We start from the raw sequence: 22,756 nt of genomic DNA, 5'->3' as shown, positions 1-22,756 counted from the left end.
TCACACCGTATCGATGTCGAGCCAGTGATCGACGTCGAATTGATCGTCGACGGCGCGGATCGTCGCGCCGCCATGGCCGGGGTAGTGCGCGGGTATCACGGCAGCCTTGGCCTGGACCGCCTCGGCGAATATCCTGCGGCGGGTCACCGCGGCGGCCGCCGCGTCGACGTCGAAGGCGCAGGCGTCGCCGGGTCGACGGAGTTGCAGCGGGCTGTGGGTGAGGTCGCCGACGAAGACCGCCGGCTCACCCGCATCCAGCCACAGCACCGAGGAGCCCGGCGTGTGCCCGGGGGCGGGCCGCAGCCGCAGGGACGCACTGATCTGGTAATCGCTGGACCACGGGACGAGCTGGCCCGCCTCGGCGATGGGCGCAACGCTGTCGGCGAACACCAATTGGTCACCGCGCTGCTGGGCCGCTTCCTCTTCGCTGCGCGGCGATCGCCTCGCTGCGGGCCCATCGGGGGCGAAGTGCCGGTAGTCGGCCGCCGGCACCACGTATCGGGCGTTGGGAAAGGTCGGCACCCAGGAATCGTTGTCCAGCATGGTGTTCCACCCGACGTGGTCTGAGTGGATGTGGGTGTTGACCACCACGTCGACGGCGGTGCGGTCGACGCCCGCCGATCGCAGGGCGGCCAGGAAGCCGGTGTTCAAATGGTCCAGGGGCGGCATGTGCGGGCGTTGGCGATCGTTGCCGACACCGGTGTCCACGACGACGGTCAACCCGTCCACCTCGATGACCCAGCTCTGGATCGCGATGTGCCACTGATCGGTGGAGGGATCGAAGAAGTCGGGCACCAGCAGGTCGGCGTTGTCTCGCCAGCCCGACGGCGGCGTTTGCGCGAAAAGGCGGGTGTCCAGGTCGAATTGGAGCTCGAGTACCCGCGCGACGGTCGCGTGGCCGAACCGGACCGGGCGCATCAGACGTTCGCGCGCAGGTAGCCGTAGACGCCGGCGAAGTTGCGGTTGACATCCTCGGGGATGGGCACCGGACCGCCGAGGGCCCTTGCGCCCCAGACGATTTGGGCGGTGCGCTCGACGAGGGCGGTGATGTGCAGCACCTTGTCGGGCCGCGGCCCCACGGCCACCAGTCCGTGGTTGGCGATCAACGCGGCGCCCCGGCCGTCGAGCGCCTTGACGGCGTTGGCGCCGACGTCGGGAGTGCCGGAGGCGGCGTACTCGGTGCAGCGGACGTCGCCGCCGCAGTACACCGCGAACTCGTCGATGCACGCCGGAATCGATTGGTGCGCAATGGCGAACATGGTCGCCCACACCGGGTGGCTGTGAATGACGCTGCCGATGTCGTCGAACGCGCGGTAGCAGGCCAGGTGCAGCTGCATCTCCGAGGACGGCGAGCGGCCATCCGCGGCGTGCAGCACGGCGCCGTCCGGGTCTACGAGCACGAGGTCGTCGAGCTGCATGTCGCGGTAGTCGACCGACGACGGCGTGATGACGATGTTGCCGTCGGAGCGCCGCGCGGAGATGTTGCCCGCGGTTCCCTCGACCAGGCCCCGGCGCAACATGTCCTTGGCCGCGTCCAGCACGGCGGTTTCGGGGTGGGCCACCGATTTCACGGACGTCATGGGCCGAGCACCTCCGGGTTGACGATGTGGGCGGGCGTGCCGCCGGCCAGCAGCGCTTCCAGGTCGTCGGCCAACATCTGCGCCTGCCGAGCCTCAGTGTTCCACGTGGCGCCGCCGATGTGGGGCGTCAGCACGACATTGGGCATGCCGACCAGCGGGTGGTCGGTGGGCAGCCACTCGCCGACGAAGTGGTCCAGGCCCGCGGCGGACACCTTGCCGTCGCGCAGCGCGTCGACGAGCGCGTCGGTGTCGTGCAGCTGGGCGCGGGCGGTGTTGAGGAAGACCACGCCGTCGCGCATGGCGGCGAACTGCGGCGCCCCGATCATGCCGACCGTGTCGTCGGTGACCGGCGCATGCAGGGAGATCACGTCGGCCTCGCCCAGCAGCTCGTCCAGGCCGTGCCGGGCGTCGTCGTTGTACGGGTCGTGGGCGATGACCCGCAGGCCCAGCCCGGACAGCCGCCATGCGGTGGCGCGGCCGACGGCGCCGAGACCCACCAGGCCGGCGGTGCGCCCGGCGACCTCCCAGCCGCGGAACCGCTGATAGGGGATGCTGCCGTCGCGAAAGATGTTGCCGCTGCGGACATCCGCGTCGGCGGGCACGAGCTGGCGGGTGGCGGCCAGCAGCAGGGCCACCGTCATCTCGGCGACCGCGTCGGCGTTGCGGCCCGGGGTGTTGAGCACCGGAACCCCGGCCGCGGTGGCCCCCGCGATGTCGACGTTGTTGGGGTCGCCGCGGGTCGAGGCGATCACCCGAAGGCCCAAGTCGAACACCGGCCCGCCCACCGAGTCGCTTTCCACCACAACCACATCGGCGGCCTCCACGGTGATGCGCTCGGCCAGTTGTTCGGCGCTGTAGATCCGCAGGGGGGCCTGCTCGATCCAAGGGTCATAGACCACGTCGGCCAGCTGCTTCAGCTTGGCGAAGCCCGGTCCCCGCAGCGGGGCCGTCACCAACGCGCGCGGTCTTGACGTCACGAACCCCAATGCTGGCGTACGGTGACGCCCGTGTCACGTGAAGTCGTCACAATCGGCGTCGACGTCGGCAGCACCGCGGTCAAAGCGGTCGCCGCGGACGCCGACGGCCGGGTGACGGCGCGGGCGCGGATCCCGCACCAGTTGCGGATGCCTGCGCCGAACCGGCTCGAGCACGACGCCGACGAGGCGTGGCGGCGGGGACCGGTGGCGGCGCTGGAACGGCTGAACCCCGGGCCGAACGTCCGCGCGGTGGCCGTATCGGCGATGGTGCCGTCGCTGACCGCCGTCGACGCCGAGGGCGTGCCGATGACGCCGGGACTGTTGTACGGCGACGAACGGGGCCGAACACCGGAACAACCGGTGCAGCCGCTGCCCGCCCTGGGCGAGGCCGCCGAGTTCCTGCGCTGGACGGCGGCGCAGGCGCCGGACGCGGCCGGATACTGGCCGGCGCCGGCGGTGGCCAACCACGCCCTTGCCGGCGAGGCGGTGATCGACTTCGCCACCGCCGCGACGGCGTACCCGCTGTTCGACGGGACGGGCTGGAACCTCGAGGCGTGCGCCGAGCGGGGCGCGCGGCCCGAGCAGATGCCACGGGTGGAGAGCATGGGGGCCGCCGTGGGGGAGGTGCACGGCAGCGGCGCCGCCCTGGGAATCGGCGCGATCGACGCGTTGTGCGAACAGATCGTGGCCGGCGCCGACCGCGACGGCGACGTGCTGGTGCTGTGCGGCACCACCCTGATCGTGTGGACCACCATCGGAGAGCCCCGGCAGGTGCCGGGCCTGTGGACCATCCCGCATACCGCCGCGGGCAAGAGCCAGATCGGCGGGGCGAGCAATGCCGGCGGGCTGTTCCTCGGCTGGGTGGACCGCGTGGTCGCGCCCGGCGACCCGGCCGCGGCGCGGCCCGGGCGGGTGCCGGTGTGGTCGCCCTACATTCGCGGGGAGCGCACCCCGTTCCATGACCCGGATCGCCGGGCCGTGCTCGACGCGCTGGATCTCACCCACGACGCGGCCGCGCTGCGCCGGGCCGCCTACGAGGCGTCGGGCTTTGTGGTCCGTCAGCTCATCGAGCTGAGCGGGGCACCGGTGGCGCGCATCGTCGCCACGGGCGGCGGCACCCGGGTCGCACCGTGGATGCAGGCCATCGCCGACGCCACCGGGCGGCCGGTGGAGGTGTCGGCGGTGCCTGAGGGGGCGGCGCTGGGCGCGGCCTTCCTCGCGCGCATGGCGGCCGGCCTGGAAACATCGATCGCCGACGCCGCCCGGTGGGTCTCCACCGAGCGCGTCGTCGAACCCGATTCCGCCTGGGCCCCCGCGGTCGAGGACCGCTACCAGCGGTTCCTGGAGCTGGGAAAGAACAGATGTAGCGCGCTCCCTCCGGCGGCGTTCTAGGCTGTTGCAATGACCGACCACGATCGCAAAGCCGCCCGTCGCGAGATTGCCGATGCCCTGCTGAAAGCCCTTGAACGGCGGCATGAAATCGCCGACGTCGTGGTGGAGTCCGAGAACAAGGCGGCCGCGGTCGAGGCGATCGTCCGCCTGCTCGACACCTCGCACGTGGCCGCCGAAGCGGTGATGGGGATGTCGTTCGATCAGCTCACCATCGACTCGCGCCGCAAGATCCTGGCCGAACTCGAGGACCTCAACAAGCAGCTCAGCTTCACCCTCGGCGAGCGTCCGGCGAGCTCGGGGGAGACCCTGGAGCTGCGGCCCTTCTCGGCGGAAACCGACCGCGACATCTTCGCCGCGCGCACCCAGGACATGGGAGCCGCCGGCGACGGGTCCGGCGGCCCGGCCGGCAACCTCGACGACGAGATCAGCGCGGCGCTGGGGCGCCTCGACGACGAGGAGGCGGCGTGGTTCGTGGCCGTCGACTCCGGCGAGAAGGTCGGAATGGTGTTCGGCGAGCTGCTCGGCGGGGAGGTCAACGTGCGCATCTGGATCCACCCCGAGCACCGCAAGAAGGGTTACGGCACGGCCGCGCTGCGCAAGTCGCGCACCGAGATGGCCTGGTGCTTCCCCGCCGTGCCGATGGTGGTGCGCGCGCCGTCCGCCAGGCCCGCCTGAGCTAGCTCAGCGTCGCGGTGACGGCGACGATGTTGCGCAGCTGGGACGTCTCGTCGTCCGGGAAGACGAGGCCGTAGTCGGCGAAGTACTCGCGCCGCTGCCGGGTGCTCACCCGCCAACCGCGGCCGGTCAGGTAGTCCACGACGTTGCTGCGCTCCCCTTCGAAGAACAGCCCCGACAGGTCGATGTCGCAGCCCAGGTTTGCCCACCGGTCGTTGAACTGCTGCGCGCGTTCGGTCATCGTGCGGCCGGAGTCGCCGTGGAATTCGGTGGCCAGCTTGCTCCCGGGCGCGCTGAGCTCGGTGATGTTGTCGAAGAGCCGGTCCTGGGCTTCGGGCGGCAGGTACATGAGCAGGCCCTCGGCGCTCCACGATGTCGGTTGCGACGGGTCGAAACCGCTGCGCCGCAACGCTTCCGGCCAATCGTCGCGCAGATCGACGCTGACGGTGCGCCGCTCGGCGGTCGGGGAGGCGCCCAGCTCGGTCATGGCGGCGGTCTTGAACTCGACGACCTTGGGTTGATCCACCTCGTAGACCACGCTCCCGGGCGGCCAGCTCAGCCGGTATGCGCGGGCGTCGAGGCCGGCCGCCAGGATCACCGACTGACGGATCCCGTCCCGGGCCGCATTGAGAAAGAAGTCGTCGAAGAAGCGGGTGCGCACCGCGATGGAATCCGTCTCCAGCTGCAGGTCCCGTTCGCCGTCCTCGGCGTCCGCGGGGGCCACTTCACCGTCGACCAGTTGGCGGAAGAATTCCAGGCCGACAGCTCGCACCAGAGGCGCCGCGAACGGGTCGTCGATGATCGGGTCGGCGCCCTCGCTGGCCAGCGCGCGGGCCGCGGCGACCATCGTGGCGGTGGCACCGACGCTGGAGGCCAAGTCCCAACTGTCTTGGTCAGTGCGTGTCATGCTGCTCCCCATTTACTTAGCAAATGCAACGAACCAAGAGCACTCTACGCCCCACGGCTTGCGGCTTCCTGTGCTTTTTATGGGTCGTCCTTGACGGCCCTGGACGGACTTGCCCAGACCAGCTGTTAGTCTCGTACACGGTTTGACGCGCTGCAGATAAGTCGGCCGTACGTCCTGGCCTGCGGGTGTTGGGCGCGTAATGCAGGAAACCCCCCGGCTGCGCAGGAGGAAGAGTGCTTTCGGCTTTCATCTCATCGCTGCGGACAGTCGACCTGAGACGGAAGATCCTCTTCACGCTGGGAATCGTCGTTCTCTATCGGCTGGGCGCTGCTTTGCCGTCCCCTGGCGTCAATTTCCCGAACGTCCAGCAGTGCATCAAGGAGGCCAGCGGCGGCGCGGCCGGACAGATCTATTCGCTGATCAACCTGTTCTCCGGCGGTGCGCTGCTGAAGCTGACGGTGTTCGCCGTCGGGGTGATGCCCTACATCACCGCCAGCATCATCGTGCAGCTGCTCACGGTGGTCATCCCGCGGTTCGAGGAACTGCGCAAAGAAGGCCAGTCCGGCCAGGCCAAGATGACGCAGTACACCCGCTATCTGGCGATCGCGCTGGCGATCCTGCAGGCGACCAGCATCGTGGCGCTGGCGGCCAACGGCGGGTTGCTGCAGGGCTGCTCGCTGGACATCATCGCCGACCAGAGCATCTTCACGCTCGTCGTCATCGTGATGGTGATGACGGCCGGCGCGGCGCTGGTCATGTGGATGGGCGAGCTGATCACCGAGCGGGGCATCGGTAACGGCATGTCGTTGCTGATCTTCGTCGGCATCGCGGCCCGCATCCCCTCCGAGGGCAAGACCATCCTGGACAGCCGCGGCGGGATGATCTTCGGCGCCGTCTGCGTCGCCGCCCTCGTCATCATCGTCGGCGTGGTGTTCGTCGAGCAGGGGCAGCGCCGCATCCCGGTGCAATACGCCAAGCGCATGGTGGGCCGGCGCATGTACGGCGGAACGTCGACGTACCTGCCGCTCAAGGTCAACCAGGCCGGCGTCATCCCGGTCATCTTCGCGTCGTCGCTCATCTATATTCCGCACCTGATCACGCAGCTGATCCGCAGCGGCAGTGGTGGAGTGGGCAATAGCTGGTGGGACAAGTTCGTCGGCAGTTACCTGTCCGATCCCAGCGATCCGATTTACATCAGCATCTACTTCGGGCTGATCATCTTCTTCACGTACTTCTACGTGTCCATCACTTTCAACCCCGACGAGCGTGCGGACGAGATGAAGAAGTTCGGCGGGTTCATTCCGGGCATCCGGCCGGGCAAGCCCACCGCCGACTACCTGCGTTATGTGCTGAGCCGGATCACCCTGCCCGGCTCGATCTACCTCGGCGCCATCTCCGTGCTGCCCAACTTGTTCCTGCAAATCGGCAACGGCGGAGCGGTTCAGAATTTGCCGTTCGGCGGTACCGCGGTTTTGATCATGATTGGTGTCGGCTTGGATACGGTCAAGCAGATCGAGAGCCAGCTGATGCAGCGCAACTACGAGGGGTTCCTGAAGTGAGAGTCGTTTTGCTGGGCCCGCCGGGGGCGGGCAAGGGAACGCAGGCCCAGAAGCTCTCCGAGAAGCTCGGGATCCCGCACATCTCCACCGGCGAGCTGTTCCGCAGCAACATCGAGAACGGAACCAAACTCGGTCTCGAGGCCAAGCGCTATCTGGACGCCGGCGACCTGGTGCCCTCGGAGTTGACCAACCAGCTCGTCGACGACCGCCTCAGCGATGCCGACGCCGACGCCGGCTTCGTCCTGGACGGGTATCCGCGGTCGACGGAGCAGGCCAAGGCGCTGCACGAAATGCTCGAACGCCGCGGCACCGACATCGACGCGGTGCTGGAGTTCCGCGTCTCGGAGGACGAGCTGCTGCAACGGCTCAAGGCCCGTGGCCGCGCCGACGACACCGACGACGTCATCCTGAACCGGATGAAGGTGTACCGCGACGAGACCGCGCCGCTGCTCGAGTACTACCGCGACGAACTCAAGACCGTCGACGCGATCGGCACCCTCGACGAAGTGTTCGCCCGCGCCCTGCAAGCGCTGGGCAAGTAACGATGAGCGCGCTGGCGCGGCTGCGGAGACACAAAGTCGTTCCGCAGCGCACCGCCGGTGAGCTCGACGCGATGGCGGCGGCGGGGGCGGTGGTCGCGGCCGCGCTGCATGCGGTGCGGGCGGCGGCGGTGCCCGGGGTGTCGACGCTGGGCCTCGATCAGATCGCCGAGTCGGTGATCCGGGAGGCGGGCGCAGTTCCGTCGTTCCTCGGCTATCACGGCTACCCGGCGTCGATCTGCGCGTCGGTCAACGAGCGGGTGGTCCATGGGATTCCGTCGGCCGCAGAGATCTTGGCGCCCGGCGACCTGGTGTCCATCGACTGCGGCGCGATCTTGGAAGGCTGGCACGGTGACGCCGCGATCACGTTCGGCGTCGGCACCCTCGACGCGGCCGACCAGGCGCTCTGCGACGCCACCAGGGAATCGCTGGAGGCCGGGATCGCGGCAATGGTTCCCGGCAACCGGCTGACCGATGTCTCGCACGCCATCGAAACCGGCACGCGCGCGGCGGCGGACCGGCACGGGCGGGCGTTCGGGATCGTGGAGGGCTACGGCGGCCACGGCATCGGGCGGCAAATGCACATGGACCCGTTCCTGCCCAACGAGGGCGCGCCCGGACGCGGCCCGCTGCTGGCCCCCGGGTCGGTGCTGGCGATCGAACCGATGCTGACCCTCGGGACGGGCAAGACCGTGGTGCTCGACGACGCGTGGACCGTCACCACCTCCGACGGCTCCCGTGCGGCACACTGGGAGCACACCGTCGCGGTCACCGACGCCGGTCCGCGCATCCTGACGCTGGCCTAGCCTGCTGCGTCGCCCGGCGTGGCGAGTCGCGGCGGGTCGTGGCGATTGAACCGGCCACGACCGCAAGCGCGGCGAAGCCGGGCGCGGCGGGTCGTGGCGATTGAACCGAGCACCCGTTCGACTCGTTTCAGTAGTCGGAGGTGATGGAGTGGCCCGTGTTGCAGGCAATTCGAGGGCGTCCGGGACCGCCGAAGCCGCCCTGATGAAGGCGCTGTACGACGAACACGCAGCGGTTTTGTGGCGTTACGCGCTCCGGCTCACCGGGGATGCGAGCCAGTCCGAGGACGTCGTGCAGGAGACGTTGCTGCGGGCCTGGCAGCATCCGGAGGTCGTCGGGGACACCGAGCGCTCGGCGCGGGCGTGGCTGTTCACCGTCGCGCGCAACATGATCATCGACGACCGGCGCAGCGCACGGTTCCGCAACGTCGTCGGTTCGACGGACGAGGCGGGGGCGCCCGAACGGTCGACGCCGGACGAGGTGAATGCCGCGCTGGACAAGCTGCTGATCGCCGACGCGATGGCGCAGCTGTCCGCCGAGCACCGGGCCGTGGTCGACCGGTCGTACTACCGCGGCTGGACCACCGCGCAGATTGCTGCAGACCTCGGGATCGCGGAAGGAACGGTGAAGTCGCGATTACACTACGCCGTGCGGGCGTTGCGACTCACTCTGCAGGAACTCGGAGTTACCCGGTGAGGGGCTCCGAATGCTTGAAGGGTGCTGGGGAAAATGGATGACATGAAGACGCCGCTGCGGGGCATCGGGCCGCCGGACGACCCGTACGTGATGTGGGATGCCGCATACGTGTTGGGCTCGTTGTCGGCGGTGGAGCGACGCGAATTCGAGGCGCACCTGGCGCACTGCCCGGCGTGTCGGGAGGCCGTCGCCGACTTGAGCGGCGTGCCTGCGCTGCTCTCGCAGCTCGGCCCGGACGAGGTGGCGGCGATCAACGACTCCGGCCCGGCCGCCGGGTTGTCGGCGACACCGGAGATGTCGCCGGAGCTGCTGACGTCGTTGCTGGCCAAGGTGAGCTGGCGCCGGCGCCGCACGCGGATAGTGACCTGGGTGGCTTCGTCGGCCGCGGCGGTGGTGCTGGCGATCGGCGTGTTCGTCGGGGTGCAGGGGTATTCCTCGTCCCCGTCACAGCAGGTGACCGCGTCATCGGCGCCGATGGCGCAGGTGGGCACCACCCTGCTGGCCTCGACGGTCGAGCTGTCCAGCCAGCACTGGGGAACCTCCATCAACCTGCGGTGCGTGTGCCTGGCCCCGCTCAACGCGCACCACGACACGCTGGCGATGGTCGTGGTGGGCCGCGACGGCAGCCAGACCCGGCTGGCGACCTGGGTGGCCGTACCCGGCCACACCGCGACGCCCGCGGGCAGCATCTCGACGCCGGTCGACCAGATCGCGGCCGTTCAGGTGGTGGCCGCCGATAGCGGCCAGGTTCTGTTGCAGCGTTCGCTCTAGGGGTCGGGGGCTGCGGTGTCTGGCCACGGGCGTCCACTGCGGGCGCTGGTGGTGGGCGCCGGTGTCGGCGGGATCGCCGTTGCCCGCGGCTTGTCGCGGGACGGGCACGACGTCACCGTCTTCGAGCGTCGACCGGAAGTGCGGGCGGCCGGCGGTGCCGTGACGATCTGGTCCAACGGCGAGACGGTGCTTCGGCAGCTGGGCGTCGACATGGACCGGGCCGGTCAACTGCTGTCGACCGTGCGGGCCGTGACCGCCACGGGCCATCCGCTCGCCACGCTCGACGTGTCCGCGATGGCGGCTCGGCTGGGCGCGCCGGTCCGGATGGTTCCGCGCCGGGTCCTGCTGGAGCGGTTGCTGGACGGCTTTCCGGCCGACCGCATCCGATGCGGGGCCCGCGCGATCTCGTTGGCCGCCACGGGCGACGCCGTGCGGGTCGAGTTCGACGACGGCAGCTGGGCCGAGGGAGACCTGTTGATCGGCGCCGACGGCCTGCACTCGATGGTCCGGGACAACGTCGGCGGGCGGCAGGCCAAACCCACCGGCTGGTGCAGTTGGCAGGGGCTGATCGCCCTTGCGGACATCCCGGACAAGCACACCGCGCTCATGGTCATCGGCGAGCGCGGAAACCTCGGCCTGTGGCCGGCCGGGGGCTCCGAGGTGCAGTGGTGGTTCGACCTGCCGTGGTCGTACGACTTCGTGCGACCGCAACGCCCGATCGAGACGCTCCGGACCCACTTCGCCGGGTGGTCGGAAGCCGTCGACCGGGTGCTGGCGGCCCTGACCGACGATGATCTGGCGCACTCGCCGTATCCGCATTTCCGGCATCCGATGGCCCCGGCGGGCCGGGGCCCGGTGACGTTGCTCGGCGACGCCGCCCACACGATGCCGCCCACCCTGGCGCAGGGGACCAACCAGGCGCTGCTCGACACCATGGTGCTGTGCAAGGCGCTGTCGGCTCTTCGGGGCGGCGCCGCCAAAGGCGACGTGCCGAGCGCGCTGCGCTGGTATGAGAAGACCCGGCGGCGCAAGGTGATGGCCGTGTCCAGGGTGGCAGCACTGCCGGTCTCGCACGGCGAGTTGGTGCTGCGGCCCGCCGGCCTGATCCCCGACCGGCTGCAGGCCGGCGCACTGACGATGTTTCTGCGCTGGACGAGTCACCCGCGGATGTGCGCGGAGATCAGCCGGGAACTGCGAGCGGCGACGACCAGCCGGTCCAGCCCATGAACGACGAAATCATCAGGGTCAGAGGCGAATTCGATGCGCCCTCCCGCTGGCTCTGGCTGTTGAAGTGGTGCGTGCTGGCATTCCCGCACTACCCGATCCTGATCGGGCTCTACCTGATATATCCACTGTCGACCGTCGTGGCCGGCGTCGCCATTCTGTTCACCGGGCGGTATCCGCGGCCCATCTTCGACTTCAATGTCGGCGTGCTGCGCTGGTCGTGGCGCGTGATGAATTTCCGGTTCCCGATGAACAGCACGGACAGGTACCCGCCCTTCACGCTGGCGTCGCGGCCGGACTACCCGGGCGATCTGCAGGTCGACTATCCCGAGCGGCTGAAGAACTGGGCCGTGCTGGTGAAGTGGCTGCTGGCCGTGCCGCAGATCCTGCTCTGCTGGTCGATGGAGCCGCTGCTGCAGCTGCTGTGCGTGATCGCCGCGGTCGGGTTGTTGTGTACGGGGACCATCCCGACGGGCATGTTCGATCTTCTGCTGGGCATCGTTCGATGGCGCTATCGGGTGGCCGTGTACGTGTCCCTGATGCGTGACGAATACCCGCCGTTCCGAATGGATTTGGGCGCCAGTGACGCGTCGTAACCCCTTCTTCCCGTACGTGTACAGATTCGGCCAGCCGGTTTTCGACCGGCTCTTCTATCACCGCTATCGCCGCGAGGCGCTCAGCCACGCAAGGGGCCGGCTGCTGATGCTCGGCTTGGGTCCGGGCACCGACTTGAAATTCCTGCCCGCCGCGGTGACGACGGTCGCCGCCGTGGAGCCGGAGGCGCCGTTCCGGCGGATGGCGTCCCGGCTTGCCCATCGCCGCGGCATCGCCGTCGACATCGTCGAGGGAACCGGCGAATCGATTCCGTTCCCGGACAACGCTTTCGACTCGGTACACATCGGGCTGGTGCTCTGCTCGGTCGACGACGTGGCCGCCACGCTCGGCGAGATCCGCCGCGTGCTCGCTCCCGGGGGCCGGCTGGTGGTGCTCGAGCATGTCCGCGGCGGAGGCGCAACGGGCCGGTTCCAGGACCTGGTGGCCAGGCCGTGGTCGTGGCTGGCCGCCGGCTGCGAGCCGAACCGCCGAACCCTGGATTCCATCGCCGCGGCCGGTTTCGACACGACGGCGCTGCGCACCATCCCGCGCACGCCGGTGCCCTTCCCGTGCAAACCCCATTTGCAGGGGTTCGCCATCCTCACTCCACGCTGAGTGCCTCGATGATGTTCAGCCGCGCCGCGCGCCGGGCGGGTGGCAGCGAGCCGAGCAGGCAGATAGCCAGCGCCCCTGCGGTGAACGCCATGGGCATCGGGCTCAGGCGGAAGCCGACCTGGAAATTCATGATCTCCCCGCTGATGAGGGTGAACAGCCACTGGTCGGTCAGGCCGAACAGCAGCCCCAAAACGCCGCCGACGAAACCGATTCCGGCCGCCTCGGCCAGGACCGTCCGCAGGGTGAACCGCCGGCTGGACCCCATGGCCCGCAGCACACCGATCTCGCGGCGGCGTTCCAGCACCGACAGCGTCAGCGTGTTGAGCAGCGCGACGGCCGCCACCGCCACGACGATGACCCACACGGCGTTGGCGATGAACATGCTCTGATGCAGCGGGGCTTCCAGCCCCGCCAGCGCGGTGCGGCCGTCGTACACGTGGTTGGGCGCGGGCACCACGTGGCGCACCTCCGTCAACAGGCGCCGCGGGTCCACCCCCGGGGCCGCGGTGATCTGCAGGGTCGTCGCCGCCGGGCGATCGAACCACGCCCGCATGTGCCCGAGGCCGATTCCGACCGTTCCGATCACGGTCGAGAAGAACGGCACCAGGGCCAGCACCGGCGTCTGCCGCGGGCCGTGTGGCGTCTGCAGCTGCAGCCGATCGCCGGTGCGGACGTGCAAAGTGGCGCCCAGATTCTGCGTGAGCACCACGCCGCGGCCGGCCAGAACGTCGGTGCGCACCCGTTCGTCGAGCGCGCGGAACAGCGAATCGTGGGTCCCGTCGGAGAAGCCGTCGAGCAGGACGCGCGTGCCGCCTACGACGGCGAACCCGAACGCGCCCTCGGTCACCCGCGCCACCCCGGGCACCGCGGCAACCTTTTCCGAAAGGCCTTGCGGCAGTGCGTCGGTGGGGTAACTGTCGGGGGGGTTCGCGCTCACCCACACGTCGACGCCGGCGGCGGGAGCGAATATGGCGCGGGCCGAGCGGATCATGTCGGCGTTGGTGCCGGTGATCACCACGGTGGTGACCACCCCGATCAGCACGGTCATCACGGTGGCCCACACGCGCCGCGGGGCGCGTTCGATGGTGGCCGCCGCGAGTGCCCCGAACGGTCCGAAGACGCGGGCCAACGCGGCCGTGGCCGTGACGATGGGTGCGGCGAGCGCGAACCCGAGCGCGATCTCGGCGCTCAGCAGGGCGGCCATCGCGGCGAACGCCAAGGTGCCGCGTTGGCCGAGGACCACCCAGATGGACACCGCGAAAACCGCGACGGCGCCCACACCGGCGGCGACCCGCAGCCAGCGGGGCACGACGTCCGCCGCGGACGCCCCGACCGGCGCCAGCGCTTCGATCGGCGCGACCTTGTACACCTGCCGCGCGGCCATCGCCGAGGCGACCACGCTGGTAAGCGCCGTGGCCGCGAGCGCCAGTGGGATGGCGTAACCGGGCAGCCAGTACTGGACGCGGGCCTCGAGGCCCTGGGTCATCGCCGGGGGCAAGCGGCCAATGGCCATGCGGCCGGCCAGGATTCCGATGCCCGAGCCGATGGCGCCGCCGAGCAGCCCGAGTATCGCCGCCTCGCCCAGCATGTCGCCGACGATGGTGACGCGCCGGCCGCCGATCGCGCGCAGCATCGAGATGATCGGCCGGCGCTGGGCGATCGCCATGGTCATCGTGGTGTAGATCAGAAACGCGCCGACCACCAACGCGACCGCGGCACCAAGCAGCGCCATGTAATTCATCAACCTGACACCGTCACCGGCCCGGGCCGCCCGCAGGCTCGGAGCGGCGACGATGGCGCGGCCGTGCACCGCGGCGGTGACCGCGGCCCCGACAACGTCCGCGTCGGCGCCCGGTTTGGTGGTGATCAGGATCGAGTCGAGCTGCCCGGGGCGGCCGGTGACGTTCTGCGCCAACGCAAGTGGGGCAAGCACGTAGTGCCCGCCGTTGAGGTCGGCGAACTGCTTGTCCGCGAGCACCTCGCTGACCGTGACCGAGCCCGAGCCCAGTTGCAGCGTCTGGCCTTTTGCATATCCCACCCGCGGCCCGACCTGGACCCCGTTCGGCGTCGAGGACAGCGCCTGCACCGGCCGTGTGACCGCGTCCTTCAGGGCGCCGCCCAGTGCCGCGGTGCTCGCGTCCGCACCGAACAGCAGCACCGGTCCCGTCGCCGTCGACGCGGAGGTCCGGATCATCGGAGCCGCGGTCGCGACGCCGGGAACCGCGGACACGTCGGCCAATATCGTGTCGGGGAATCCGGCGTCGGTGATGCCCGACACCTCGAGCGCGGCCACGCCGGCGACCCCGTCGGCCAGCCGGTTGACCGATCCGGTGATCGAACCGAAGATGCCGAATATCGCGACCAAATACATTGCGGACACGGCCATTACGGCAATCGACGCGAGCGTGCGGCGGCGATGCACGGCGAGCTCACGCAGGCTGAACACGCGCAGTCGGCTGGCCGCCGCCGAGAGTTTCACGCAGGGACCGCCGGTACGTCCGAACCGACGCGGCCGTCCTGCAGCGTGATCACCCGATCGGTCGCCGCGGCGGCGTCCGCATTGTGGGTCACCATCACCACGAGCCGGCCGCGGCCGGCTTCGTGTGCCACCCCGGCGAGCAGCTCCAGGATCGAGGCGCCGGTCGCGGAGTCGAGGTTGCCGGTGGGCTCGTCGGCGAGGATGAGCGGCGGGTCCATCATCAACGCGCGCGCCACCGCGACGCGCTGCATCTGGCCGCCGGACAGTTCCGCCGGCCGGTGCTCGGTCCGGTCGCCGAGCCCGACGCGGTCCAGCAACCGAATCGCATCCGGTTTGACCCTGCCCAGCCGGACACCGTCGAGCAGTTTGGGCACCGCGACGTTCTCCCACGCCGACAAGGTCGGCAACAGGTTGAAAAACTGGAAGATGAAACCCACCCGATGGTGGCGGAACTCCGACTGCTCCTCGTCGCCCAGGCGGCCGATCTCCTCGCCGTCGAACATGATCGAGCCGGAATCGGGAGAGTCCAGCGCACCGAGCAGGTGAAGCAGCGTGCTCTTACCCGCGCCGGAGGGTCCGACCACCGACACGAACTGACCGTCCCCGAGGCGAAGGCTGATCCCGTCGAGTGCCCGGACCGATTGACCGCCGACCCGATATTCGCGCACCACGTTGCGCAGTTCGATGGTCATCTAGACACCACGAGGGCCGGCGGCACGCGGTTCACCCGGCGGGGTGAACCGATCAAGTGCCGGCCTCGTGTCTGAAGACATGTCCGGCAAGTACCGGGTGGTCGATCACATCGTCGGGCACCTCGCGTCGCTCGGGGTGGACCACCTCTTCGGCGTCGACGGCGCCAACATCGAGGATCTGTACGACGCCGCGCACTTCCGGCCGGAACTCACCGCGGTGCTGGCCAAGCATGAGTTCTCGGCGGCCACCATGGCCGACGGGTACAGCCGCAGCGGTGCCGGGCTGGGCGTGGTGGCGGCGACGTCGGGTGGGGGAGCGCTGAACCTCGTCGCCGGTCTGGGCGAGTCGTTCGCGAGCCGGGTTCCGGTGCTGGCCCTGGTCGGCCAGCCCGCGACCACGATGGACGGACAGGGCAGTTTCCAGGACACCAGCGGCCGCAATGGATCGCTGGATGCCCGCGCGCTGTTCTCGGCGGTGTCGGTGTTTTGCGAGCGGCTGGTCTCGCCGACGGACGTCCTGTCGGCGTTGCCCAGGGCGATCCGCGCGGCGCGCGCCGGGGGCCCGGCGGTGTTGTTGCTGCCCAAGGACATTCAGCAGGCTTTCATCGCCGTCGACGGCAGCGCCGAGCAGTTGCATTTCAGCGCGTCGATCGGCGACCCGCATCCCATCGCCCGGGAACTGCGCCGGACGACCGGTCAGGTCACGATCATCGCCGGCGAGCAGGTGGCCCGCGACGACGCCCGGGCCGAACTCGAGGACCTGCGCGCGCTGCTGCGCGCGCGGGTGGCCACCGTCCCAGACGCCAAAGACGTCGCCGGCACGCCGGGTTTCGGCTCGTCGTCGGCCGTCGGCGTGACCGGCGTCATGGGCCACCCGAGCGTGGCCGAAACGCTGGCCGCCAGCGCCCTGTGCCTGATCGTCGGCACCCGGCTCACGGTAACCGCGCGCGGCGGCCTGGACGACGCACTGGCGGCGGTGCGGACGGTATCGATCGGGTCGGCGCGGCCCTATCTGCACTGCACACACGTGCACACCGACGACCTGCGTGGCTCGCTGCGCCTGCTGACCCAGGCACTGCGCGGTCACGGACGCCCGAACGGCGTGCGGGTACCCGATCTGGTGCCGCGCACCGAACTGACGCCCAAGGACTGCGACGGGCCGGGCGTGCGGTACCGCGACGCCATGGCGGTACTGGACCGTGCCCTGCCCGACGGGGCCGACATCGTCGTCGACGCCGGCAACACCGGCGCGGCAGCGATCCACTACCTGCCGGCCCGGCGCGGCGGCAGGTTCGTCGCCGCGCTCGGGATGGGCGGCATGGGCTACAGCTTCGGGGCCGGGATCGGCATGGCGTTCGGACGCGCTAACGGCGGCCGGCAGAGCGGCCGCACCGTGGTGATCGCCGGGGACGGTGCCTTTTTCATGCACGGACTCGAGGTGCACACCGCGCTGCAGTACCGGCTTCCCGTGACGTTCGTGTTGTTCAACAACAACGCCCACGCGATGTGCGTGACCCGTGAACAGCTGTTCTACCAGAACCGCTACAGCTACAACCGTTTCCTGCCCAGCGCGCTGGGAACCGGTCTGGCCGCGATGTTTCCCGGGCTGACATCGGTCGATGTCAGTGACCCCGCCCAACTTGCCGCGGCGCTTCGGGTGGCGCTGGACATCGAGGGCCCGGCGGTCGTCAGCGTCGAATGCGATGCTGACGAAATCCCGCCGTTTGCACCATTTCTCACCGCGCTGTCAGGCAGCGCGGCTGCCACAGAACAGGTTCCGACCGCAAAGGAGAACCGGGCCGATGTCGCTGCCAGCGCTTGAGGACATCCCCACTCCCATCGACGGGGTGGTCCGCATCGAAACCAGCCCGCGGGAGAAGGCGACCCCGATCATCATGGAGATGATGCGGTCGGTCTACCCGCACGACCAGGTCTTCGGGGAGTACTGCACGGTCAACGATTACGTTGCGTGCCCGCCCGATGAGTTGTACGAATACCTGGCCGACACCCGCAGCCTCGAGGAGTGGACGTACAGCCTGCGCGGTTTCACGCCCACCGACTCACCCGGCCTGTGGCTGGCCTACGACCGGCTCGGCTCGGAGACCGAGATCTACACCCGGACCGTCGCCAACGCGGCGGCGCGGACCGTCGACTACCACTGCGCATGGGACCAGGGCAAGCACCTGTGGATGATCTATCTGATGCGCGTCGTCGACGCACAGGTGGTCCTCGACAAGCCGGGATCGGTTGTGCTGTGGACGAACTGCCACCACCCGTTCTATGACAAGAACCCGTACCCGGAGACCGCGCCGGCGCAGCGGCCGGTGTGGGTGGGCGACTTCTGGGACATGTTCGGCGCCGGTCACGCGCTGGAGCTGCAGAACCTCAAGGCGATCGCCGAATACCGGCACCGCAACGGCCTTCCGGTGACGCCGAAATGGATGAGGTAGCAACATGAGCCAACCGAGCGTCAGCCTGATCGACGTTTCCACCTATCTGCCCGGCGAGCCGATCGGCGCCGACTACTACGCGCAATTCGCCGAATCCGACGACCTGCGCGAGAACGTGATGTTCCGCGCCCCGAAGTTCCGCCACCACGTCGGGCCGGACGAGAGTTCGATCGACATGATCGAACACGCGGCGCAGGGCCTGATCGAGCGGCACGGCCAGGACGTGGTCGAGGGAGCCGACGTGCTCATCACCCACACCCAGGTGCCGGACATGGCCTTCTACGGGCAAGGCGGCGGCATCGCGCACCGGCTGGGCATGCGGCCGTCCTGGGTGCTCGACCTCAACAACGGCGGCTGCGCGGCGTTCGTGTTGGCTCTCAACGTGGCTCGCAAACTGCTGGCCGCCGGGGACGGGCACACCGCGCTGATCGCCATCGCACAGAACGCGGCCGGACAGTTCTTCGATCAGCCGACCATCCGCCGCAAGGCCCAGTCCGCGGTGCCCGGGGACGGCGCGGCGCTGGGTTTGGTCACGCGGGGCGACCAATCGCCCATCCTCGACGTCGAGTGCCGCACCTACGGTGAATACGCCGGCGAGATGACGCTGTCCTACGACCCGCCCCGCAAGTGGTGGCAGGCCGGGGCCGGCGAGGGCAGCATCGGCTTCACCGAAAGCAAGATCACCAAGGTGCTGGCCCGCGGCAACCGGCAGGTCCCCGAGGTGGCGCTGGCGGTGTGCGATCGAATAGGCCTGCCCGCCAAGGACATCGACCTGCTCGTCACCAACCAACCGAACCGGGTGTTCCTGCGCAACTGGCGTGAGGCCCTCGAGTTGCCCGAGTCGAGACACCGCGACACTTTTGATGAGTGCGGCAACCTGTTCGGCGCCGGCATCCCGATCAACCTGGACCGCGCGATCTCCGATGGGCAGGTCGAGGCCGGGGACGTCATCATGATGGCCGCGTTCGCGCATGCCGGCGACTTCGCCGGTGCGGCGGCGGTGCGCTGGGGCGGGCGAGGGTGATGCAGCCCGTCCCTAGCCCGGTGGACGGTGGCGGCTGCGACGCGCTGCCCGACGCGGTGGACCCGTTCGCGTTGTCGCTTAACGAGAATCCATTCCCCCCGCTGTCGGCGGTGCGGTCGGCGTTGATGCGGTCCGTTCACGCCGTCAACCGCTACCCCGAGTTCGTGCCCGAGCGGCTGCGCGGCGTGATCGCCGACCACATCGGGGTTCCCACCGACCGGGTGGTGCCGGGCGCCGGCGCGACGGGCGTCGTGCTGCTGGCCCTGCAGGCGCTGACCACGCCGGGCGACACGGTGGCGATGGCGGCGCCCACCTTTGACGGCTACCCGATCCTCGCGCGGATGGCGCGACTGAAGACGCGGACGGTTCCCCTGGACGCGCAGGGTCACCAGGACCTCGACGGGCTGGCCCGCGCCGCCGCCGATGCCCGGGTCGTCGTCCTGTGCCGGCCGCACAATCCCACCGGGACGATCGAGTCCGCGGCCGCCGTCTCGGCGTTCCTGCGCCGCGTGCCGCGCGAGACCGTCGTGCTGCTCGACGAGGCGTACATCGAGTTCACCGCGCCCGAGCACCGCATCGCGGTGTCGGCGTTGGTCACCCGCTTCCCGAATGTGGTGGTGGTACGGACCTTCTCCAAGGCCTACGGTTTGGCGGGGCTGCGGATCGGTTACGGCGTGGCGGCGCGGGAACTGGCCGCCGCGCTGTGGTCCCATCAGCTGCCGTTCGGCGCCCCGATCACCAGTCTGGTCGCGGTCGCCGCGTCCTACGCCGCGGAAGACCAACTGCTGCACCGGGTCCGGATGATCAACGCCGAACGCTGTTATCTGCGGATGCGCCTCGGCGCGCTGGGGGTCGACACGACGGACGCGCACGCCAACTTCATGTACCTGCCCCCGAGGGGTGGGCCGTGGCATGAGGTTTTCGTCGACGACCGGCTACGGGTGCGGTGCTACCCGGACGGCGGCGCGCGGATCACCGTGGGCAATCGCGCCTCGACACTGGCGGTGCTCGCGGCGCTGGGGAAAGGCCACGCTCGCGCGCCAAGTGCGGTATGAAGGGGCGTGGCCGCCTCACGACCGCCGAAGCGTGATCCGATCGCCGCGGCGCGCGACAACTGGGAGCGCTCCGGTTGGAGCGATGTGGCGCAGGGCATGGTCGCGGTGACCTCGGTGATGCGGGCGCACCAGATCCTGCTGGCCCGCGTCGAGACGGCGTTGCGCCCCTACGACCTGAGTTTCTCCCGCTACGAGTTGCTGCGCCTGCTGGCGTTCAGCCGGACCGGCGCGCTGCCGATCACCAAGGCCTCCGATCGGCTGCAGGTCCACGTCACGAGCGTGACGCATGCGATCCGTCGGCTGGAAGCCGACGGGCTGGTGCAGCGGGTGCCGCACCCCACCGATGGGCGCACCACGCTGGTGCAGATCACCGACCTGGGCCGCTCGACGGTCGAGGACGCCACCGTGACCCTCAACGATCAGGTGTTCGCCGACATCGGGATGTCCGAAGCCGAAGCGCGGGCGCTGGTTTCATCGATCGAAACGCTGCGCCGCGATGCGGGCGACTTCTGAATCGCTCGCCTGGGTCACATCCGTCCCAGCAGTCCCGGCGCGGGCGGGATGCGACATTTTGCCCGCCTCACAGCGACAACGGTTGTCGCTCGGAGGCGGGCAAAACGCGCGGTGAGTCTTCGCAGGTGCCAATGTGAAGGTTGTGAATCCCATTGCCGTTCAGGGGGTTTCGCGCAGCATTTCGATCACCGCGCTGAAGTCCTGGTCGGCGTGGTCGGCCGCGAATTTGGCGTAGATCTCGGCGGCGTGCCTGCCCAGCGGCGCCGCCGACCCGGTCGAGGCCACCGCGTCCATGGCCAGGCCCAGGTCCTTGTTCATCAGTGCGGTCGCGAAACCCGGCTTGAAGTCGTTGTTGGCCGGCGATGTCGGCACCGGGCCCGGCACGGGGCAATTGGTGTGCACGGCCCAGCAGTTGCCGGTCGCGCCGGTGATGACGTCGAACAGGGACTGCGCTGAAAGCCCGAGCTTCTCGGCCAGCACGAAGGCCTCGCCGACGGCGATCTGCTGCACCGCCAGCACCATGTTGTTGCATACCTTGGCGGCCTGCCCGGCTCCAGCCGCGCCGCAGTGAATCACCTTGCCCGCCATGGGTTCCAGCACGGGCCGGGCGCGCTCCAGGGCGCCGTCGTCACCGCCGACCATGAACGCCAGCGTCCCGGCGACGGCGCCCTTCACCCCGCCGGAGACGGGCGCGTCCAGCTGCGAAACCCCGTGCGACTGCGCAAGCGCGTGCACTTCGCGGGCGTCATTGACCGAGATCGTCGAGCTGTCGATGAACAGCGCTCCCGCCTTGGCCGCCGGCAGAACGTCGGCGTAGCACCGCTTCACCAGGTCGCCGTTGGGCAGCATGGTGATCACCACGTCGGCCCCGGCCACCGCCTCGGCCGCGCTGTCGAACGTCGTGACCCCGTTGCCGACCGCGGCGGCGACCGCCGCGGGCACCGGGTCGAACCCGCGCACGGTGTGGCCGGCGGACACCAGATTCGCCGACATCGGCCCGCCCATGTTCCCCAGCCCCAGGAACGCAATCGAGGTCATGGCTGCCTTTCTAAGCGGTCGCGCGGAATCGTCCGGCCTCGGCGCGGCCGATGACCACCCGCATGATTTCGTTGGTCCCTTCCAGGATTCGATGCACCCGCAGATCGCGGACGATCTTTTCCAGACCATACTCACGCAGATACCCGTAGCCGCCGTGCAGCTGCAGGGCCTTGTCGGCCACCTCGAAGCAGGTGTCGGTGACGTAGCGCTTGGCCATTGCGCACAGCTCGACCTTGTCGGGGTCGTCGTTGTCCAGCGCATCCGCGGCCCGCCACAACATCATTCGCGACGTTTCCAGCCCGGTGGCCATGTCGGCCAGGGTGAACCGGATGGTGGGCTCGTCGAGCAGTGCCTTGCCGAACGCTTGCCGTTCCCGGACGTAGGCGCCCGCCTTGTCGAAGGCGGATTGGGCGCCGCCCAGCGAGCACGCCGCGATGTTGAGCCGGCCGCCGTTGAGGCCGTTCATCGCGATGCCGAATCCGGCGCCTTCGCCGTCCGCGCCGCCCAGCATGGCCTCGGCGGGTACCCGCACGCCCTCCAGGATCACCTGCGCGGTGGGTTGGGCATGCCAGCCCATCTTCTCTTCCAGCGCACCGAAACTGAGCCCCGGAGCGCCCTTTTCGACGACGAAGGCCGAGATGCCGCGCGGGCCGTCACCGCCGGTCCTCGCCATCACCACGTACACGTCGGAGGCGCCGGCGCCGGAGATGAACTGCTTGACACCGTCGAGCACATAGTCGCCGCCTTCCCGGACGGCCCGGGTGCTCAAGGCGCTAGCGTCGGAGCCGGCACCCGGCTCGGTGAGGCAGTAACTGGCGATGACGTCCATCGCGGCCAGCCGCGGCACCCAGGCCTTGCGCTGTTCGGCGGTGCCGAACTTATCGATCATCCACGCACACATGTTGTGGATGGACAGGAACGCGGCGGTGGTCGGGTCCGCGATGGCCAGCTGCTCGAAGATGCGGACCCCGTCGAGCCGGCGCAGGCCGCTGCCGCCGACATCCTCGCGGCAGTAGATCGCCGCCATGCCCAGCTCGGCCGACTCGCGCAACACGTCGGTCGGAAAGTGTTTGGCGGCGTCCCATTCCAGGGCGTGCGGGGCGACGCGCTTGGCGGCGAACGCGGCCGCCGTCTCGGTGATGACCCGCTCGTCGTCGTTGAGGGTGAACATA

General features: G+C 69.5%; 22 protein-coding genes and 1 pseudogene. 15 read left to right on the top strand and 8 right to left on the bottom strand.

Going from position 1 to position 22,756, the window contains the following annotated elements:
• From A5697_RS13485 to A5697_RS13475, 3 genes are read right to left on the bottom strand one after another with little or no spacing between them, the layout of a single operon-like run.
• The gene (locus A5697_RS13485) at positions 1–918 is read right to left on the bottom strand and encodes an MBL fold metallo-hydrolase (protein WP_068010908.1); all 918 of its coding nucleotides are present in this window, start codon (positions 916–918) and stop codon (positions 1–3) included.
• The gene (locus tag A5697_RS13480) at positions 918–1,580 is read right to left on the bottom strand and encodes an L-fuculose-phosphate aldolase (protein WP_156673287.1); all 663 of its coding nucleotides are present in this window, start codon (positions 1,578–1,580) and stop codon (positions 918–920) included. The genes A5697_RS13485 and A5697_RS13480 overlap by 1 nt, the downstream gene beginning before the upstream one ends.
• On the bottom strand, positions 1,577–2,557 hold the full coding sequence (locus A5697_RS13475; protein ID WP_068010931.1) for an NAD(P)-dependent oxidoreductase: 981 nt from the start codon (positions 2,555–2,557) through the stop codon (positions 1,577–1,579). The genes A5697_RS13480 and A5697_RS13475 overlap by 4 nt, the downstream gene beginning before the upstream one ends.
• Positions 2,558–2,587: 30 nt before the next feature.
• Between A5697_RS13475 and A5697_RS13470 the strand changes: the two genes are divergently transcribed.
• Positions 2,588–3,949, top strand: a complete 1,362-nt coding sequence (locus A5697_RS13470; protein WP_068010930.1) for an FGGY-family carbohydrate kinase — start codon at positions 2,588–2,590, stop codon at positions 3,947–3,949.
• A gap of 9 nt (positions 3,950–3,958) precedes the next feature.
• On the top strand, positions 3,959–4,624 hold the full coding sequence (locus A5697_RS13465) for a GNAT family N-acetyltransferase (RefSeq protein WP_067950640.1): 666 nt from the start codon (positions 3,959–3,961) through the stop codon (positions 4,622–4,624).
• 1 nt (position 4,625) lies between these two features.
• On the opposite strand, the gene A5697_RS13460 is transcribed toward A5697_RS13465, so the two are convergent.
• Positions 4,626–5,531, bottom strand: coding sequence for a class I SAM-dependent methyltransferase (locus A5697_RS13460; RefSeq protein WP_068010906.1), 906 nt, complete (start codon positions 5,529–5,531; stop codon positions 4,626–4,628).
• A 233-nt stretch (positions 5,532–5,764) separates the two neighbouring features.
• Here A5697_RS13460 and secY point away from each other — a divergent pair, with 233 nt between their 5' ends.
• The 8 genes from secY to A5697_RS13420 all read left to right on the top strand — a co-directional run bounded on the left by secY (position 5,765) and on the right by A5697_RS13420 (position 12,333).
• Complete coding sequence (gene secY / locus A5697_RS13455) at positions 5,765–7,090, top strand: preprotein translocase subunit SecY (protein ID WP_067950644.1); 1,326 nt, start codon at positions 5,765–5,767, stop codon at positions 7,088–7,090.
• Positions 7,087–7,632, top strand: a complete 546-nt coding sequence (locus tag A5697_RS13450) for an adenylate kinase (protein ID WP_067950646.1) — start codon at positions 7,087–7,089, stop codon at positions 7,630–7,632. Before secY ends, A5697_RS13450 begins: the two co-directional genes overlap by 4 nt.
• A gap of 2 nt (positions 7,633–7,634) precedes the next feature.
• On the top strand, positions 7,635–8,435 hold the full coding sequence (gene map, locus A5697_RS13445) for a type I methionyl aminopeptidase (protein WP_067950648.1): 801 nt from the start codon (positions 7,635–7,637) through the stop codon (positions 8,433–8,435).
• 148 nt (positions 8,436–8,583) lie between these two features.
• Positions 8,584–9,129: a sigma-70 family RNA polymerase sigma factor gene (locus A5697_RS13440; RefSeq protein WP_082953377.1), complete on the top strand. Its 546-nt coding sequence runs from the start codon at positions 8,584–8,586 to the stop codon at positions 9,127–9,129.
• A 42-nt stretch (positions 9,130–9,171) separates the two neighbouring features.
• Positions 9,172–9,900, top strand: a complete 729-nt coding sequence (locus A5697_RS13435) for an anti-sigma factor (protein ID WP_156673286.1) — start codon at positions 9,172–9,174, stop codon at positions 9,898–9,900.
• Positions 9,901–9,915: 15 nt separating this feature from the next.
• Positions 9,916–11,127: an NAD(P)/FAD-dependent oxidoreductase gene (locus tag A5697_RS13430; protein ID WP_068010904.1), complete on the top strand. Its 1,212-nt coding sequence runs from the start codon at positions 9,916–9,918 to the stop codon at positions 11,125–11,127.
• Positions 11,124–11,720, top strand: a complete 597-nt coding sequence (locus A5697_RS13425) for a DUF4389 domain-containing protein (protein ID WP_067950656.1) — start codon at positions 11,124–11,126, stop codon at positions 11,718–11,720. The genes A5697_RS13430 and A5697_RS13425 overlap by 4 nt, the downstream gene beginning before the upstream one ends.
• Positions 11,707–12,333: a class I SAM-dependent methyltransferase gene (locus A5697_RS13420; RefSeq protein ID WP_068010902.1), complete on the top strand. Its 627-nt coding sequence runs from the start codon at positions 11,707–11,709 to the stop codon at positions 12,331–12,333. Before A5697_RS13425 ends, A5697_RS13420 begins: the two co-directional genes overlap by 14 nt.
• Here the strand turns inward: A5697_RS13420 and A5697_RS13415 are convergent.
• Both A5697_RS13415 and A5697_RS13410 read right to left on the bottom strand, forming a co-directional pair.
• Positions 12,320–14,719 carry an ABC transporter permease gene (locus tag A5697_RS13415; protein WP_231972064.1) on the bottom strand — a complete coding sequence of 800 codons (2,400 nt, stop codon included), beginning with the start codon at positions 14,717–14,719 and terminating at the stop codon, positions 12,320–12,322. The two genes, A5697_RS13420 and A5697_RS13415, sit on opposite strands and share 14 nt — an antisense overlap.
• A gap of 89 nt (positions 14,720–14,808) precedes the next feature.
• Positions 14,809–15,504 carry an ABC transporter ATP-binding protein gene (locus A5697_RS13410; protein WP_068010898.1) on the bottom strand — a complete coding sequence of 232 codons (696 nt, stop codon included), beginning with the start codon at positions 15,502–15,504 and terminating at the stop codon, positions 14,809–14,811.
• Between the two features lie 79 nt (positions 15,505–15,583).
• Between A5697_RS13410 and A5697_RS13405 the strand changes: the two genes are divergently transcribed.
• From A5697_RS13405 to A5697_RS13385, 5 genes and pseudogenes are all read left to right on the top strand, one after another.
• Complete coding sequence (locus A5697_RS13405) at positions 15,584–17,326, top strand: thiamine pyrophosphate-binding protein (RefSeq protein ID WP_068010897.1); 1,743 nt, start codon at positions 15,584–15,586, stop codon at positions 17,324–17,326.
• Complete coding sequence (locus A5697_RS13400; protein WP_068010895.1) at positions 17,307–17,954, top strand: hypothetical protein; 648 nt, start codon at positions 17,307–17,309, stop codon at positions 17,952–17,954. The genes A5697_RS13405 and A5697_RS13400 overlap by 20 nt, the downstream gene beginning before the upstream one ends.
• 4 nt (positions 17,955–17,958) lie before the next feature.
• A complete protein-coding gene (locus A5697_RS13395; protein ID WP_068010893.1) occupies positions 17,959–18,978 on the top strand; it encodes a 3-oxoacyl-ACP synthase III family protein in 1,020 nt (339 codons plus the stop codon).
• Positions 18,978–20,142, top strand: a pseudogene (locus tag A5697_RS13390) (histidinol-phosphate transaminase). The gene A5697_RS13395 and the pseudogene A5697_RS13390 overlap by 1 nt, the downstream one beginning before the upstream one ends.
• Positions 20,040–20,546: a MarR family transcriptional regulator gene (locus A5697_RS13385; protein ID WP_067950670.1), complete on the top strand. Its 507-nt coding sequence runs from the start codon at positions 20,040–20,042 to the stop codon at positions 20,544–20,546. The pseudogene A5697_RS13390 and the gene A5697_RS13385 overlap by 103 nt, the downstream one beginning before the upstream one ends.
• A 159-nt stretch (positions 20,547–20,705) precedes the next feature.
• Here A5697_RS13385 and mmsB read toward each other — a convergent pair whose 3' ends face one another.
• Entirely contained in the window at positions 20,706–21,584 is an 879-nt protein-coding gene (mmsB, locus tag A5697_RS13380) for a 3-hydroxyisobutyrate dehydrogenase (protein ID WP_068010891.1), read from the bottom strand.
• A gap of 10 nt (positions 21,585–21,594) precedes the next feature.
• Positions 21,595–22,755 carry an isobutyryl-CoA dehydrogenase gene (locus A5697_RS13375; protein ID WP_068010889.1) on the bottom strand — a complete coding sequence of 387 codons (1,161 nt, stop codon included), beginning with the start codon at positions 22,753–22,755 and terminating at the stop codon, positions 21,595–21,597.
• Position 22,756: the final 1 nt, after the last annotated feature.

The sequence above is a fragment of the Mycobacterium sp. E3251 genome (assembly GCF_001666835.1).
GTDB lineage: Bacteria > Actinomycetota > Actinomycetes > Mycobacteriales > Mycobacteriaceae > Mycobacterium.
This window is presented reverse-complemented; position numbering and strand designations above follow the sequence as displayed.

Bases quoted from the DNA above. Each gene is read 5' to 3' on its own strand.
- A5697_RS13485 (WP_068010908.1), bottom strand. From the start codon at position 918: ATGCGCCCGGTCCGGTTCGGCCACGCGACCGTCGCGCGGGTACTCGAG.
- A5697_RS13480 (WP_156673287.1), bottom strand. From the start codon at position 1,580: ATGACGTCCGTGAAATCGGTGGCCCACCCCGAAACCGCCGTGCTGGAC.
- A5697_RS13465 (WP_067950640.1), top strand. From the start codon at position 3,959: ATGACCGACCACGATCGCAAAGCCGCCCGTCGCGAGATTGCCGATGCC.
- A5697_RS13460 (WP_068010906.1), bottom strand. From the start codon at position 5,531: ATGACACGCACTGACCAAGACAGTTGGGACTTGGCCTCCAGCGTCGGT.
- map (WP_067950648.1), top strand. From the start codon at position 7,635: ATGAGCGCGCTGGCGCGGCTGCGGAGACACAAAGTCGTTCCGCAGCGC.
- A5697_RS13435 (WP_156673286.1), top strand. From the start codon at position 9,172: ATGAAGACGCCGCTGCGGGGCATCGGGCCGCCGGACGACCCGTACGTG.
- A5697_RS13425 (WP_067950656.1), top strand. From the start codon at position 11,124: ATGAACGACGAAATCATCAGGGTCAGAGGCGAATTCGATGCGCCCTCC.
- A5697_RS13415 (WP_231972064.1), bottom strand. From the start codon at position 14,719: ATGGCCGTGTCCGCAATGTATTTGGTCGCGATATTCGGCATCTTCGGT.
- A5697_RS13410 (WP_068010898.1), bottom strand. From the start codon at position 15,504: ATGACCATCGAACTGCGCAACGTGGTGCGCGAATATCGGGTCGGCGGT.
- A5697_RS13405 (WP_068010897.1), top strand. From the start codon at position 15,584: ATGTCCGGCAAGTACCGGGTGGTCGATCACATCGTCGGGCACCTCGCG.
- A5697_RS13400 (WP_068010895.1), top strand. From the start codon at position 17,307: ATGTCGCTGCCAGCGCTTGAGGACATCCCCACTCCCATCGACGGGGTG.
- A5697_RS13395 (WP_068010893.1), top strand. From the start codon at position 17,959: ATGAGCCAACCGAGCGTCAGCCTGATCGACGTTTCCACCTATCTGCCC.
- mmsB (WP_068010891.1), bottom strand. From the start codon at position 21,584: ATGACCTCGATTGCGTTCCTGGGGCTGGGGAACATGGGCGGGCCGATG.
- A5697_RS13375 (WP_068010889.1), bottom strand. From the start codon at position 22,755: ATGTTCACCCTCAACGACGACGAGCGGGTCATCACCGAGACGGCGGCC.